Annotated in this window: 26 protein-coding genes; 24 read left to right on the top strand and 2 right to left on the bottom strand. The window is 37.0% G+C overall.

Going from position 1 to position 14,063, the window contains the following annotated elements; all coding sequences use genetic code 11:
- Positions 1 to 5: 5 nt before the first annotated feature.
- Positions 6 to 989 (bottom strand): hypothetical protein, encoded by a 984-nt coding sequence (locus H561_RS0111915; RefSeq protein ID WP_027387222.1) that lies wholly within the window; start codon positions 987 to 989, stop codon positions 6 to 8.
- Positions 989 to 1,402, bottom strand: coding sequence for a hypothetical protein (locus tag H561_RS0111910; RefSeq protein WP_027387221.1), 414 nt, complete (start codon positions 1,400 to 1,402; stop codon positions 989 to 991). Before H561_RS0111910 ends, H561_RS0111915 begins: the two co-directional genes overlap by 1 nt.
- A gap of 436 nt (positions 1,403 to 1,838) precedes the next feature.
- On the opposite strand from H561_RS0111910, the gene H561_RS0111905 reads away from it, so the two are divergent.
- The 24 genes from H561_RS0111905 to infA all read left to right on the top strand — a co-directional run bounded on the left by H561_RS0111905 (position 1,839) and on the right by infA (position 14,034).
- Positions 1,839 to 2,075, top strand: coding sequence for a hypothetical protein (locus H561_RS0111905; RefSeq protein WP_027387220.1), 237 nt, complete (start codon positions 1,839 to 1,841; stop codon positions 2,073 to 2,075).
- 74 nt (positions 2,076 to 2,149) lie between these two features.
- On the top strand, positions 2,150 to 2,971 hold the full coding sequence (locus H561_RS22410) for a GLPGLI family protein (protein ID WP_051349366.1): 822 nt from the start codon (positions 2,150 to 2,152) through the stop codon (positions 2,969 to 2,971).
- 391 nt (positions 2,972 to 3,362) lie between these two features.
- Complete coding sequence (rplC, locus tag H561_RS0111895) at positions 3,363 to 3,989, top strand: 50S ribosomal protein L3 (protein ID WP_027387219.1); 627 nt, start codon at positions 3,363 to 3,365, stop codon at positions 3,987 to 3,989.
- A complete protein-coding gene (rplD, locus tag H561_RS0111890; protein ID WP_027387218.1) occupies positions 3,980 to 4,609 on the top strand; it encodes a 50S ribosomal protein L4 in 630 nt (209 codons plus the stop codon). Before rplC ends, rplD begins: the two co-directional genes overlap by 10 nt.
- 3 nt (positions 4,610 to 4,612) lie before the next feature.
- A complete protein-coding gene (gene rplW, locus H561_RS0111885) occupies positions 4,613 to 4,903 on the top strand; it encodes a 50S ribosomal protein L23 (protein WP_027387217.1) in 291 nt (96 codons plus the stop codon).
- Between the two features lie 22 nt (positions 4,904 to 4,925).
- Positions 4,926 to 5,747, top strand: a complete 822-nt coding sequence (gene rplB, locus H561_RS0111880; RefSeq protein WP_027387216.1) for a 50S ribosomal protein L2 — start codon at positions 4,926 to 4,928, stop codon at positions 5,745 to 5,747.
- Positions 5,748 to 5,749: 2 nt separating this feature from the next.
- Entirely contained in the window at positions 5,750 to 6,028 is a 279-nt protein-coding gene (gene rpsS, locus H561_RS0111875) for a 30S ribosomal protein S19 (protein ID WP_027387215.1), read from the top strand.
- A 2-nt stretch (positions 6,029 to 6,030) separates the two neighbouring features.
- Positions 6,031 to 6,429, top strand: coding sequence for a 50S ribosomal protein L22 (gene rplV / locus H561_RS0111870; RefSeq protein WP_027387214.1), 399 nt, complete (start codon positions 6,031 to 6,033; stop codon positions 6,427 to 6,429).
- Positions 6,430 to 6,436: 7 nt separating this feature from the next.
- Positions 6,437 to 7,207, top strand: a complete 771-nt coding sequence (gene rpsC / locus H561_RS0111865; protein WP_027387213.1) for a 30S ribosomal protein S3 — start codon at positions 6,437 to 6,439, stop codon at positions 7,205 to 7,207.
- Between the two features lie 97 nt (positions 7,208 to 7,304).
- On the top strand, positions 7,305 to 7,730 hold the full coding sequence (gene rplP, locus H561_RS0111860; RefSeq protein ID WP_027387212.1) for a 50S ribosomal protein L16: 426 nt from the start codon (positions 7,305 to 7,307) through the stop codon (positions 7,728 to 7,730).
- A 12-nt stretch (positions 7,731 to 7,742) separates the two neighbouring features.
- Positions 7,743 to 7,928 carry a 50S ribosomal protein L29 gene (gene rpmC, locus H561_RS0111855; protein WP_027387211.1) on the top strand — a complete coding sequence of 62 codons (186 nt, stop codon included), beginning with the start codon at positions 7,743 to 7,745 and terminating at the stop codon, positions 7,926 to 7,928.
- 12 nt (positions 7,929 to 7,940) lie between these two features.
- Complete coding sequence (rpsQ, locus tag H561_RS0111850; RefSeq protein WP_027387210.1) at positions 7,941 to 8,195, top strand: 30S ribosomal protein S17; 255 nt, start codon at positions 7,941 to 7,943, stop codon at positions 8,193 to 8,195.
- A 2-nt stretch (positions 8,196 to 8,197) separates the two neighbouring features.
- Positions 8,198 to 8,566 (top strand): 50S ribosomal protein L14, encoded by a 369-nt coding sequence (gene rplN / locus H561_RS0111845; protein ID WP_007839504.1) that lies wholly within the window; start codon positions 8,198 to 8,200, stop codon positions 8,564 to 8,566.
- Positions 8,567 to 8,585: 19 nt separating this feature from the next.
- Positions 8,586 to 8,912, top strand: coding sequence for a 50S ribosomal protein L24 (gene rplX, locus H561_RS0111840; protein ID WP_027387209.1), 327 nt, complete (start codon positions 8,586 to 8,588; stop codon positions 8,910 to 8,912).
- A gap of 13 nt (positions 8,913 to 8,925) precedes the next feature.
- Positions 8,926 to 9,477 carry a 50S ribosomal protein L5 gene (gene rplE, locus H561_RS0111835; protein WP_027387208.1) on the top strand — a complete coding sequence of 184 codons (552 nt, stop codon included), beginning with the start codon at positions 8,926 to 8,928 and terminating at the stop codon, positions 9,475 to 9,477.
- 3 nt (positions 9,478 to 9,480) lie between these two features.
- The gene (rpsN, locus tag H561_RS0111830; protein WP_027387207.1) at positions 9,481 to 9,750 is read left to right on the top strand and encodes a 30S ribosomal protein S14; all 270 of its coding nucleotides are present in this window, start codon (positions 9,481 to 9,483) and stop codon (positions 9,748 to 9,750) included.
- Positions 9,751 to 9,898: 148 nt separating this feature from the next.
- On the top strand, positions 9,899 to 10,297 hold the full coding sequence (gene rpsH, locus H561_RS0111825; protein WP_027387206.1) for a 30S ribosomal protein S8: 399 nt from the start codon (positions 9,899 to 9,901) through the stop codon (positions 10,295 to 10,297).
- 17 nt (positions 10,298 to 10,314) lie between these two features.
- A complete protein-coding gene (gene rplF / locus H561_RS0111820) occupies positions 10,315 to 10,860 on the top strand; it encodes a 50S ribosomal protein L6 (RefSeq protein WP_027387205.1) in 546 nt (181 codons plus the stop codon).
- Positions 10,861 to 10,875: 15 nt separating this feature from the next.
- A complete protein-coding gene (gene rplR, locus H561_RS0111815) occupies positions 10,876 to 11,229 on the top strand; it encodes a 50S ribosomal protein L18 (protein ID WP_027387204.1) in 354 nt (117 codons plus the stop codon).
- Between the two features lie 19 nt (positions 11,230 to 11,248).
- Positions 11,249 to 11,770: a 30S ribosomal protein S5 gene (gene rpsE, locus H561_RS0111810; RefSeq protein WP_027387203.1), complete on the top strand. Its 522-nt coding sequence runs from the start codon at positions 11,249 to 11,251 to the stop codon at positions 11,768 to 11,770.
- Between the two features lie 10 nt (positions 11,771 to 11,780).
- Entirely contained in the window at positions 11,781 to 11,957 is a 177-nt protein-coding gene (gene rpmD, locus H561_RS0111805) for a 50S ribosomal protein L30 (protein WP_027387202.1), read from the top strand.
- A gap of 19 nt (positions 11,958 to 11,976) precedes the next feature.
- Positions 11,977 to 12,426: a 50S ribosomal protein L15 gene (gene rplO, locus H561_RS0111800; RefSeq protein ID WP_027387201.1), complete on the top strand. Its 450-nt coding sequence runs from the start codon at positions 11,977 to 11,979 to the stop codon at positions 12,424 to 12,426.
- A 9-nt stretch (positions 12,427 to 12,435) separates the two neighbouring features.
- On the top strand, positions 12,436 to 13,815 hold the full coding sequence (gene secY, locus H561_RS0111795; RefSeq protein WP_027387200.1) for a preprotein translocase subunit SecY: 1,380 nt from the start codon (positions 12,436 to 12,438) through the stop codon (positions 13,813 to 13,815).
- A gap of 3 nt (positions 13,816 to 13,818) precedes the next feature.
- The gene (infA, locus tag H561_RS0111790) at positions 13,819 to 14,034 is read left to right on the top strand and encodes a translation initiation factor IF-1 (RefSeq protein ID WP_027387199.1); all 216 of its coding nucleotides are present in this window, start codon (positions 13,819 to 13,821) and stop codon (positions 14,032 to 14,034) included.
- Positions 14,035 to 14,063 lie beyond the last annotated feature (29 nt).

The raw sequence follows: 14,063 nt of genomic DNA, 5'->3' as shown, positions 1-14,063 counted from the left end.
AGCATTTAAAAATCAAAATTCTGCTCTGCAATAAATTTATGGTCCAACTGATAATAAACGATATTAAAATGGGGTATTTTTTTCTCCAGGAAATGGACAACCTCCTGAAGCTGCTCATCAGAAATTTCTTCAATTTTAATCCTGAATCCCTTATTTAAATAATTTCCGAAATAAAATCCGTCCTTCTGAATTTCAATTTCATGTTCCGAAAGTTTTTTGAAATCCGGATTTTCAAGATCTTTTTCAGATAGGGCATTGATTAATTTGTGCTTTCCAAGATAATTGGTAACAATTCCCCAAGAATAAACTGGAAGGGCCACTTCAATATGCTTAACAGGATATTCATCAAGCCTGGCTAAATAGCTTTTCAGAGTATTAACGTCCAGAATTGAATTTTTATCCGAGTTTTCCAAAGGCGAGGAAGTGGAGTAGCACATCAGATATACTTTTTCTACAGGCGGGATGCCGGTCTGGTTTTTATCTTTTACCTGATGCAGACGCAGGGTACAGGTGACTTCTTTTCCTGAGATTGCTTTTAATTCTTTAAGAAAGTTAAAATAGTCATTGCGGGTTCCTTCGGTCCAGTCACAGTCGATCTGGATTTCAGTATGGGTCTTCAAGCCATACTGTGAAGTTTTTTTCTGAACCAGATCGCAGATGCTTTTTGCAAGAAATCTGATTTCTTCTTTGCTGATATCAAGAAACGTATGGTTCGTGATAAAAATAACCGGAACAATTTTTTTTACCGGAATAAAGCTATTGTCTTTTGTGATCGTTGCTACAGGCTGAAGTTTCCCATTAATCTTATCAATGTCAAAGAACCTTGTGTAGAGGTAGGGAATGGATGCCTTATCCAATGCCTTTTTTTCTGTTGCGTCTAAAGAAAGTTTTGTTTTCCAGTAATAAAAGGTATACGGATGGGGCTCTTTCTTTATGCAGGATGTGAAGATTAAAAAGAGTAAAAGCAATAGGAATTTAAAGGCTTTCATTACCGGTACAGTTTGCCGCCGCAATCACAGTTTGTATACGCCATTTCGGAAACCGGGCAGCAATCGTCTGATTTTTTAATATTCCCTTTTGCATCGGTAAGGTAGATCTTCTCCTTATCGAATTTTACATAAAAAGTTTCATTGTAAGTCTTAAAATGTACCTTCATGACTTTCGGATTGTATTTTCCGGCATTGATGTTTTCTTTGGTTTCCGCACCATCGGCCTGGTTTACCTGGACAAAGCCAAAATGTACATCACCATTGGTTCTCACATCGAGATAATAGGCCGGTGTTCCGGAACCGCTGGCTGCCTGCTCAATAACGAAATCTCTTTTTCCGGTAAACGGGGCTTTTGACTGGGCGAATGTAATAATGCCTATACATAACAGAAGCAGTGAAAATAGCTTTTTCATTGGGAAATAATGTTTAAAAAATTAAAAATACTGTATCAAAAATTACACCGTAAAATCATATTGATTTCTTTTAGTCGGCACTTTTTAAATGTTATAATTTTAGATGCAAGAGGCTCGGGAGATTTGATTAGGGCTAGGAAATTAATATTATCTTATTATGGCAATACTGATCTTACGAAAATCTCTAACCTATCATAGTTTAAAAAATCATTTAAATGTAATAAATAGAGTGGTTAAAAGTTAGAAACTATACCTTGTATCAACAAATGCATTATTGTTATATTGTCTGTAATATAAGCTTTATTGATGTATTATATTAAACATAAAGTTGATTTATTAAATTATAATATTAATTAATCTGATATTTATTGATAATTATTTTGATGGTATTAATTTTATTCATACTTTAGTGAAATCAAATTTAAAAATAATTATCATGAAAAAATTAATTCTTATGGCGGCATTTGCAGTTGCCGGAACAATGAGTGCAAACACTATTGCTGTGGAAACCGAAACATTATCTGAAGCAGAACAAACTTCAGGTGAGGGAAAAGCTTATGCCTGTGTGCCTGTTACTCTTTCTTGTGGCGTTACAGGGGAGGCTTGCGGTGAGACACTAGGCGATATTATAGACATTGTTATCATTGCAGATGACATTTTGTGCGGAAACTAATAAGTTACAAATCTTGATTAATAAATCACAAAAGAGGATCTAGATCCTCTTTTGTGGTGTAAAATACATAAAATATGTTTAAAAAAGTTGGAATAACATGGCTGTTTTTTCTAATTGCCTGCAGTTTATATGGGCAAAAATCAATTGACATTGATGCCATAGAATCAAAATATGTGTATCTATTGACAAGCCGTAATGATTCTCTGGATAAGGCAAACATGAGTGAAGAATATTTTATATTAGAACGGGGGAAGAATAAATCGCAGTTTATGAGCATGAATTCATACAAAAGAGATTCTATCATGGCTGAAATGGCTAAAGGATCAAACACATCTGTTTCAAATATTGACCTTTCCAATATCCCTAAAACCAATTTTACGTACCGGATTATAAAAGATCCTGTAAAAGGCCACGTTCTTTTCTATGACAGAATTATTAGAAATGATTTTGTTTATGAAGAGAATCCCGCTTTCAACTGGCAGATTACTGAAGAAAAAAAGAATATCGGAAACCTGAAATGTCAGGCTGCTGTTGTTTCTTATGCGGGACGCCGCTATAAGGCCTGGTTTACCAATGATATCCCTATTTCGGATGGTCCTTATAAATTTTATGGGCTCCCGGGGCTCATTGTGGAAATAGAAGATTCAAAAAATCATTACAAATTTGAATTGCTAAGTTACAAAACTCTCGCGGACAAGCCTGTTCTCTGGATCGCAGAGAAGAGGGCTAACGGAAAAAAAGTGGCAAAATCAGATTTTTATAAAGCACTGAAAAATACCCAGGATAATCTTATTTCTGAAATTGCAAAAAGCGGTTTTACCCTTGATTCAAATGCTGAAGCCCGGGTAAAGGATAAAATGAAACGAAAAAACAATCCTATCGAATTAAATCCTTAATGTCTGTCTGAGTTTAAAAGCCGTTTTTTCAACGGCTTTTTGATATAAGACAGATTGTCAGGATGACATTGCTATAGATAAACCTGCATCTGATATTGCTCAGAAATTAATCCTTTGACTGATTGGATATCTTTAATGCGAACACGCTATTTTTACATTTCATATTACAGGAATGAAGATATTTATTTTTTTACCAGGGAAATGAATAGCTATGTTTTGTGTAAATCACTAAAAATCAAAATATTTTGCAGTAAATATTTGTCAGTTATAAATTTATTCATAAATTTGCACACTCATTTTAGGACATGGTATGCCTATATCAAACGTAGAAATTGCTTTAGATTCCTTAAAATGGCAAAAACAGAAGATAAATTTTATTATAATATAAACAATGTCAGGTATTATTGGTAAGAAAATCGGTATGACGTCTTTGTTTAACGAAGAAGGAAAAAACATTCCTTGTACAGTTATTCAAGCCGGTCCGTGCTCGGTTTTACAGGTCAGAACCATTGAAAAGGATGGCTATAAGTCAGTTCAGTTAGGTTTCGATGACAAGAGTGAGAAGAACGTTGGTAAAGCGTTAGCTGGCCACTTTAAAAAGGCTGGTTCAGCTCCTAAAGCTAAGTTGGTAGAGTTCTACAGAGAATTCGTAGACCAAGTAACGGTAGGAGAAGATGTAACTGTGAAATTATTCGGCGAAGGAGAATTCGTAGATGTAACAGGTACTTCAAAAGGTAAAGGTTTCCAGGGTGTTGTTAAAAGACACGGCTTTGGAGGTGTAATGCAGGCAACTCACGGACAGCACAACAGGCTTAGAGCTCCAGGTTCTATCGGTGCGGGTTCAGATCCATCTAGAGTATTCAAAGGGATGAGAATGGCAGGCAGAATGGGAGGTAAGCAGGTAACTGTTCAAAACCTTCAAGTGTTAAAAGTGGATCAAGAACAAAATCTTTTAGTAGTAAAAGGTGCTGTTCCGGGAGCGAAAAATTCTTATGTAATTATCAGAAAATGGAACTAGTAGTATTAAATACATCAGGAAAAGAAACCGGAAGAAAAGTAACTCTAGACGAAACAGTATTCGGAATTGAGCCAAATCAGCACGCGGTTTACTTAGAAGTTAAACAGTACCTTGCCGCACAAAGACAGGGGACTCATAAATCTAAAGAAAGAAGCGAAATTACCGCTTCTACTAAAAAGCTTAAGAAGCAAAAAGGATCTGGTTCTGCAAGATACGGTGATATTAAATCTCCGACTTTCAGAGGTGGAGGTAGAGTATTCGGACCAAAACCGAGAGACTACAGGTTCAAATTGAACAAAGCGCTTAAGAGATTGGCAAAAAAATCTGTTTTATCTCAGAAAATGAGAGACAACAGCATCAGAGTTTTGGAAGATATGAGCTTGAACGCTCCTAGAACTAAAGATTTCATCACCGTATTGGATGCTTTGGCATTAAACGATAAGAAAGCTTTATTTGTACTTCCTGAAGCTAACAAGAATGTGTATTTATCTTCAAGAAACTTACCTAAAACCAAAGTAAAGAACTTCAATGAAATCAGTTCTTATGACTTGGTTAATGCAGGTGAAATCGTGTTCTTTGAAGGTGCAGTTGAGAAATTCCAGGAAAATTTAAAGAAATAAGTCATGTCAGTTATCATTAAACCAGTTATATCAGAAAAGGCTAATTACCTTACAGATTTAAGAGGTTCTTATTCTTTCTTAGTAAATCCTAAGGCGAATAAAATCCAGATTAAAAAAGCTGTGGAAGCAGCTTACGGTGTAAAAGTAGCAGACGTTAATACAATGATTTATGCTCCGAAGGTTTCTTCAAAATACACTAAAAAAGGTCTTCAGGTTGGAAAGACAAACAAATTGAAAAAAGCGGTAATCAAACTTGCTGAAGGTGAGGTTATCGATATTTTTGCTGTAAATTAATTATTAATTATAAATAATAGTAATGTCTGTTAGAAAATTAAAACCTATCACCCCGGGACAGAGATTCAGAGTTGTTAACAATTTTGAGGAAATTACTACCAACAAACCAGAGAAGTCTCTGACCGTTGGTATTAGTAAGTCAGGTGGGCGTAACCAAACTGGTAAAATGACCATGCGTTACACCGGCGGTGGACACAAAAAGAAATACAGAATTATCGACTTCAAAAGAAACAAAGCAGATATTGAAGCAACGGTAAAAACTGTAGAATATGATCCAAACAGAACTGCATTTATCGCTTTATTAGAATATGCTGACGGAGAGAAGAGGTATATCATCGCTCCGAACGGTATCAAGGTAGATCAGACAGTGGTTTCAGGAGAAAGCGTAGAACCTAACGTAGGGAACGCAATGAAATTGAAAAATATTCCATTGGGTACTGTAATTTCTTGTGTTGAAATGAAACCTGGTCAGGGTGCTATTTTAGCAAGAAGTGCTGGTTCTTCAGCCCAATTGACTTCAAGAGACGGAAAATATGCAATCATCAAATTGCCTTCAGGAGAATCAAGAATGATCCTTACTGAATGTATGGCAATGATTGGTTCAGTTTCTAACTCAGACCATCAGTTAACGGTATCAGGTAAGGCTGGTAGAAGCAGATGGTTAGGAAGAAGACCAAGAACAAGACCGGTAGTAATGAACCCTGTGGATCACCCGATGGGTGGTGGTGAAGGACGTTCTTCCGGAGGTCACCCAAGATCTAGAAACGGTATGCCGGCTAAAGGGTACAAAACCAGAAAGAAAAACAAAGCGTCTAACCGTCATATCATATCTAAAAGAAAATAATTATGGCAAGATCACTTAAAAAAGGACCATTCATCGCATATACTTTAGATAAGAAGGTTCAGGCAAATATAGAGTCTGGTAAGAAGACAGTTATCAAAACTTGGTCTAGAGCGTCTATGATCTCTCCGGACTTCGTAGGACAAACTATTGCTGTACACAACGGGAAATCTTTTATCCCGGTTTACGTTACAGAAAACATGGTAGGTCACAAGTTAGGAGAATTTTCTCCAACACGATCTTTCAGAGGTCATGGTGGTAACAAAAATAAAGGTAGCAGATAATCATGGGATCAAGAAAAAGAGAAAGTGCATTAGCACGTAAATTAACAAATCAGGATGTAGTAAAAGCATTACATAATGATTGCCCGTCTTCTCCGAGAAAAATGAGATTGGTAGCTGATATCATCAGAGGAGTAGAAGTAGACAAAGCTTTATATATTCTAAAATATTCTAAGAAAGATGCCTCTAACAAGTTAGAGAAAGTCTTACTTTCAGCCATGGCCAATTGGCAGGCAAAAAACGAAGGTGCTGATATTGAAGAGGCAAACCTTATCGTTAAAGAAATTTTTGTAGACAGTGCAAGACAATTGAAGAGACTGAGACCGGCTCCACAAGGTAGAGGGTACAGAATCAGAAAAAGATCAAACCACATTACGTTAATCTTAGGTACAAAAGAAAATTAATCAAGGTATGGGACAGAAGACAAATCCAATTGGTAATAGATTAGGTATCATCAGAGGATGGGATTCTAACTGGTTCGGTGGAAACGATTATGGAGACAGAATCGCTGAAGACTACAAAATCAGAAGATACCTTGAGGCTAGATTATCTAAAGGTGGAATTTCAAGAATTTATATTGAAAGAACATTAAAATTAGTTACAGTTACAATCACTACTGCTAGACCGGGATTAATCATCGGTAAAGGAGGTCAGGAAGTTGATAAATTGAAAGAAGAATTGAAGAAACTTACAAAGAAGGATATTCAAATCAACATTTTCGAAATCAAAAGACCTGAGCTTGACGCAGTATTGGTAGCTGACAGCATCGCTAAGCAGATCGAAAACAGAATCTCTTACAGAAGAGCTGTTAAGATGGCGATCGCCGGTACAATGAGAATGGGTGCAGAAGGTATCAAAGTTCAGATCTCCGGTAGATTGAACGGTGCTGAAATGGCAAGAAGTGAATCTTTCAAAGACGGAAGAATTCCTTTGTCAACTTTCAGAGCTGATATCGATTATCACATTGGTGAGGCATTGACTCAGTACGGAAAGCTAGGTGTTAAAGTTTGGATCATGAAAGGTGAAGTTTACGGTAAAAGAGAACTTTCTCCTCTAGTGGGACAACAGAAAAAAGGTGGCCCTTCAGGAGACAGAGACAGAAGAGATAACAGAGGAGGAGGCGACAGAAGGGATAACAGAGGACCTAGAAAAAACAATAACAATAATAACAATAATAATTAAAAATTTTAGATAGAAATTTTGAATTTTAAATTACCGTTACTTTTTTAAAATAAGAAAAATCTAAAATCTAAAATCTAAAATCTAAAATTTAGAAATTATGTTACAACCAAAAAGAACCAAATTCCGTAGAGTTCATAAGATGAAGATGAAGGGGATTGCCCAGAGAGGTAATCAACTTGCTTATGGAACTTTCGGGATCAAGGCGACAGAAGGTGCTTGGATCACTGCCAGACAAATTGAAGCTGCGCGTATTGCTGCGACAAGATATATGAAGAGAGAAGGCCAGTTATGGATCAAAATATTCCCGGATAAACCGATTACTAAAAAACCCGCCGAAGTAAGGATGGGTAAAGGTAAAGGTGCTGTGGAATATTGGGTAGCTGTAGTTAAGCCTGGTAAAATTATGTTCGAAATCGGAGGAGTACCTTACGAAATCGCAAAGGAAGCACTTAGGCTTGCTGCACAGAAATTACCGGTAGTTACCAGATTCATCGTTGCTAACGATTTTGTTAAACCCCTTTAATCTTTGTATACAATGAAAAAAGCTGATATTAAAAATTTAAGCGCGGGTGATATTCAAGCTCAGCTAACTGAAGCAAAAGCTCAATATTCTAAATTGAAATTGGCTCATGCTATCAGTCCAGTTGAAAACCCGATCCAAATCAAAGATTTGAGAAGAACAATCGCTAGACTAAATACTGAGTTAACTAACAAACAATAATTTCATTTTACAATGGATAGAAATTTAAGAAAAGAAAGAATCGGAGTGGTTTCCAGCAATAAAATGGAAAAGACTATTGTTGTTAGTGAGACTACGAGAGTAAAGCACCCGATGTACGGTAAATTCGTTTTGAAGACGAAAAAATATACTGCACACGACGAGAACAACGAATGCACAGAAGGTGATACAGTTCTGATCCAGGAAACTAGACCTATGAGCAAGAGCAAGAGATGGAGATTAGTAAGAATCATTGAAAAAGCTAAGTAATAATGTTACAAACAGAATCAAGATTAAAAGTTGCTGATAACACAGGTGCTAAAGAAGTATTGGTTATCAGAGTTCTGGGAGGAACCAGAAGAAGATATGCTTCAGTTGGTGATAAGATCGTTGTTACTATCAAAGATTCCACACCATCAGGAAATGCAAAGAAAGGTCAGGTATCTAAAGCTGTCGTAGTAAGAACTAAAAAAGCGGTAAGAAGAAAAGATGGTTCATACATCAAATTTGAAGACAACGCTTGTGTATTGCTAAACGCAGCAGGAGAAATGAGAGGAACCCGTGTTTTCGGACCGGTTGCCCGTGAGTTGAGAGACAAAGAATATATGAAAATCATTTCATTAGCTCCTGAAGTACTTTAATATTTAAAATTTTAAAAAAATGTCAAAGTTAAAAATAAAAAGAGGAGATAACGTAATCATTACCACTGGTAAAAAAGATATCAAAGGTAAAACGGGTGAAGTTATTGAAGTGATTAAAAAAGAAGGAAAAGACCCGAGAGTTATTGTAGCAGGACTTAACATCGTTAAAAAACACGTTAAGCCTTCCGCTTCAAACCCTCAAGGAGGAATTACTGAAAAAGAAGCTTCTATTAATATCTCAAACGTAGCTTTAGTTGGTAAAGACGGAAAAGCGATCAAAGTAGGTTACAAGACTGAAGGAGATAAGAAAGTAAGAATCGATAGAAAAACGGGTGAAACTTTATAATTTTAAATAACACATGGAATATATAGCAAGACCCAAGAAAGCATATAAAGAAACAATTGTTCCTGCAATGATGGAAGAATTTGGGTACAAGTCAGTAATGCAAGTACCTAAATTGGAAAAAATCATCCTTTCCCAAGGATTAGGTGATGCCACTGCAGACAAAAAAATCATTGATTATGCTGTAGAAGAGCTTACCAATATCACCGGCCAAAAGGCTGTTGGTACCATATCTAAGAAAGATGAAGCTGCCTTCAAATTGAGAAAAGGAATGCCGGTAGGAGCTAAAGTTACTTTAAGAGCACACAAAATGTATGAGTTCTTAGACCGTTTAACTTCTTCTGCATTGCCGCGAATCAGAGATTTCTCTGGAATCAAGGCTGACGGTTTCGACGGTAGAGGTAACTATAACTTAGGAATTACTGAGCAGATCATTTTCCCTGAGATCGTTATCGACAAAGTGAAAAAAATCCAAGGGATGGACATCACTTTCGTAACTACTGCTAAAACAGATAAAGAAGCGAAAGCATTATTAACTCACTTCGGTTTACCATTCAAAAAGAATTAAGAGATGGCTAAAGAATCAATGAAAGCGCGTGAGCGCAAGAGAGAAGCACTAGTTGCTAAATACGCTGACAAAAGAAAAGCTCTTAAAGAGGCAGGTGATTATGAAGGACTTCAGAAATTACCAAAAAATGCTTCTCCTGTAAGATTACACAACAGATGTAAATTAACAGGAAGACCAAGAGGATACATGAGAACGTTCGGAATTTCCAGAGTAACTTTCAGAGAAATGGCAAACAACGGTCTTATCCCGGGAGTTAAGAAAGCCAGCTGGTAATTATTACCCAATAAAAAATCGGGACAATTAAGTTGTCTGGATACTAGAGATACGAAATATCAGACCGAAGTTTTCTGAAGTCTGATATTTTATTCTTCAAGTCCTCGCAATACTGATTGTTCTTTAACCAATAATTTATAAAAGAAAAATGGTAACAGATCCAATTTCAGATTTCCTAACAAGAGTAAGGAACGCACAAAGCGCAGGCCACAAAGTGGTGGAAATTCCTGCATCGAAAATCAAAAAGGAGATTACTAAGATTTTATTTGATCAGGGGTATATCTTAAACTTTAAGTTTGAAGATAGCGCTGTTCAGGGAACAATCAAAATCGCTTTAAAGTACGACAAGCAAACCAACAAACCGGCTATTAAGTCTATTCAGAGAGCTTCTAGACCAGGTTTGAGACAGTACAAAGGTTCTACGGAACTTCCAAGAGTACTGAATGGTTTGGGTATTTCTATCATCTCTACTTCTAAAGGAGTAATGACTGACAAGAAAGCTAGAGAAGAGAAAGTAGGCGGTGAAGTAATCTGCTATGTTTATTAATTTTTAATCACAGGAAAATGTCAAGAATTGGTAAAGCAATTATAACAATTCCAGCAGGAGTTACAATCACTGAAAACAACGGTGTGGTAACGGCCAAAGGTCCAAAAGGAGAACTTTCTCAGGAGCTTACAGCAGGAATTACTTTAGAACAGAATGATGGTATACTTACAGTAAGCAGACCATCCGAGTCTAAACAACACAAAGCGCTTCACGGTTTATACAGAGCGTTAATTGCCAACATGATCGTTGGTGTAAATGAAGGTTTCGAAAAGAAACTGGAATTAGTAGGGGTAGGATACAGAGCATCACACACAGGTCAGAAACTTGAGTTGGCTTTAGGATTCTCTCACGGTATTGTATTGGAGCTTCCTGCGGAAGTGAAAGTAGATACATTGACTGAAAAAGGTAAAAATCCAATTATTACTTTAACGTCTTATGACAAGCAACTTCTTGGAATGGTAGCGGCGAAAATCCGTTCATTCAGAAAGCCTGAGCCGTACAAAGGAAAAGGTGTAAGATTCGTTGGGGAAATTGTTAGACGTAAAGCTGGTAAATCTGCTTAATAAATTATAAGTATTATGGCATTAAGTAAATTAGAAAAAAGAATAAGAATAAAAAGAAGAGTAAGAGGAAAAATCTCCGGATCTTCTGAATTGCCAAGATTATCTGTATATAAAAGTAATAAGGAAATTTACGCTCAGTTAATCGATGATAACAGTGGGAAAACTTTAGCTTCCGCTTCTTCCAGAGAGAAAGGAGTTGACGCTAACGGTACTAAAACTGATGTTTCTGCTGCTGTGGGTAAAGCGATTGCTGCCAAGGCTATTGCTGCAGGAATCGAAAATATAGTATTTGATAGAAACGGATTCGTATATCACGGAAGAGTTAAGGCTCTTGCTGACGGTGCGAGAGAAGGAGGACTTAAATTCTAATCATTAAATTTCGGAAAATATGTTAGGACTAGATAATATAGAAAGAGTAAAACCGGGAGGATTGGAACTTAAAGATCGTCTCGTAGCTGTTAACAGAGTAACAAAAGTAACTAAAGGAGGTAGAGCTTTCGGATTTTCTGCAATTGTTGTTGTAGGAGATGAAGCGGGAACTATCGGTTTCGGTTTAGGAAAATCTAAGGAAGTTGCCTCTGCTATTGCTAAAGCGGTAGAAGATGCTAAGAAAAACTTAGTGAAGGTTCCTGTAATGAACCACACCATTCCTCACCAGACTTCTGCCCGATATGGTGGTGCAGATATCTTCCTGAGACCTGCTTCTCACGGTACAGGGCTTATCGCCGGTGGTGCGGTAAGAGCGGTACTTGAGTCTGCTGGTGTTCATGATATCCTTTCAAAATCCAAAGGATCTTCAAACCCTCACAATGTGGTGAAAGCTACTTTCAAAGCATTGTTAGACATCAGAAGACCGGAAGAAATTGCAAGAATGAGAGGAGTTTCTCTAACTAAAGTGTTTAACGGTTAATAATAAAGCAATGGCAACAATTAAAGTAAAGCAAGTAAAAAGCGCTATTGGTAGAACTAAAACCCAAAAGAGAACGCTTGAAGCATTAGGATTTAAGAAACTTCACCAAGTTGTAGAGCACGAAGCTACTCCTTCTATCTTAGGAATGATAGCTGCAGTTAGTCATTTACTTGAAGTTCAAAAATAATTTTAAAACAAAAATTAAAATGAATTTAAACAACATAAAACCTGCTGCAGGTTCTACATTCAATTCAAAAAGAATTGGTAGAGGACAGGGTACGGGAAAAGGAGGTACATCTACAAAAGGACATAAAGGTCAGAAAGCAAGAGCCGGTTACTCTCAGAAGATCGGTTTTGAAGGAGGTCAGATGCCTTTACAGAGAAGATTACCTAAATTCGGTTTCAAAAACGTAAACAGAAAAGAATACAGAGCGATCAACCTGGATGATATTCAGAACTTAATTGATACTAAATCTTTAACAGGAGATATTACAAAAGAAGTTTTGGTACAGAACGGTTTGGCTACTAAGAACGAAATAGTGAAAATTATGGGTAGAGGAGAATTGAAATCTTCGGTTTCAATTTCGGCTGACAAATTCACTAAATCCGCTGAAGAGCTTATTGCTAAAGCAGGTGGACAAGCAATTACCTTATAATAATAACTAATGAAAGAATTTATACAAACACTCAAAAATATTTGGAGCCTTAAAGAATTACGGGATAAAATTATCTTTACTTTAGGGATTATTCTTGTGTATAGATTCGCATCTTATATCTCATTGCCTGCAATTAACCTTGCACAAGTGGGAGATCTCTTAGAGCATTATAAAAGTCAAGGCGGAAACAAGCAGGGAGCAGGTCTCCTTGGCTTGCTTTCGTCATTTACGGGAGGGGCTTTCAGCCATGCTTCCGTGATGGCGTTAGGAATCATGCCTTATATTTCTGCTTCTATTATTGTTCAGTTGATGGGGATGGCTATCCCTTATCTTCAGAAGCTTCAGAAAGATGGAGAGTCAGGTAGAAATACATTGAATCAGATTACAAGATGGTTAACAATCGGTGTTTGTCTCGTGCAGGCGCCTTCTTATTTAACCTCTATCACTCAATTGTTTTTACCGTATGCTCAGTTCCAGTCTGCATATTATGTAGAGCCGAATTCTATTATGTTCTGGCTGCCAAGTATTGTGATTTTGGTTGCCGGTTCAGTATTTGCAATGTGGTTAGGTGAGAAAATCACCGACAAAGGTATCGGAAACGGTATCTCCATCCTTATTATGGTGGGGATCCTTTCAAGGTTACCGGAAGCATTCGTACAGGAAATGGCCGTGCAGAACGGAAAAGGAGGAATGGGGTCAATTATGATCCTTATTGAAGTAATTTTCTGGATGCTGGTGGTTCTTTTAGCAGTGGTATTGTCCGTTGCTGTCAGGAAAATACCGATTCAGTATGTAAGCAGAGCTCAGGCAAGAGGAGGTGTCAACAGAAATCTTATGCAGGGAGCAAGACAGTGGATTCCATTGAAAGTAAATGCTGCCGGTGTAATGCCGATCATCTTTGCCCAGGCACTGATGTTCGTACCGGGACTATTAACAAAAGTAGATGAGTCAAACACTTTTCTTGCAGGTTTCAAAAATGTTTTCAGCTGGCAGTACAATGTATTGTTCGCGCTGTTAATTATTATCTTCTCATTTTTCTATACTGCAATTACCATTCCGGTGAACCAAATGGCTGATGATCTGAAGAGAAACGGAGGCCTGGTACCCAAGGTAAGACCAGGAAAAGAAACAGCTGATTATTTAGATGATATTTTATCAAAAATTACCTTGCCAGGTGCAATTTTTTTATCTATCTTTGCAGTCCTTCCGGCAATTGTGCATGGAAGCTTTGTTCAGACAGATGCGTTCGCCCTATTTTTCGGGGGGACATCATTATTGATTATGGTTGGAGTAATTTTAGATACTGTTCAACAGATTAATACTTATCTGCTGAATCATCATTATGATGGCTTAATGCAGTCTAAATTATCAAGAACGACTGGATATTAATTTATGGCAAAACAAAAACATATTGAACAAGACGGCGTTATAACGGAAGCACTTTCGAACGCTCAGTTCCGTGTAGAGCTGGAAAATGGGCATATGCTTATCGCTCACATTTCCGGTAAAATGAGAATGCATTATATTAAACTTTTACCCGGAGATAAGGTAAAATTAGAAATGTCTCCTTATGATTTATCAAAAGGGAGGATTACGTTTAGATATTAAACAAAATGCCAAACGGAATGTATGTTCCG

The organism is Chryseobacterium gregarium DSM 19109, assembly GCF_000430845.1.
Taxonomy (GTDB): Bacteria; Bacteroidota; Bacteroidia; order Flavobacteriales; family Weeksellaceae; genus Chryseobacterium; species Chryseobacterium gregarium.
The sequence above is the reverse complement of the archived record's forward strand: the minus strand, read 5'-3'. Positions and strand labels throughout refer to the sequence as shown.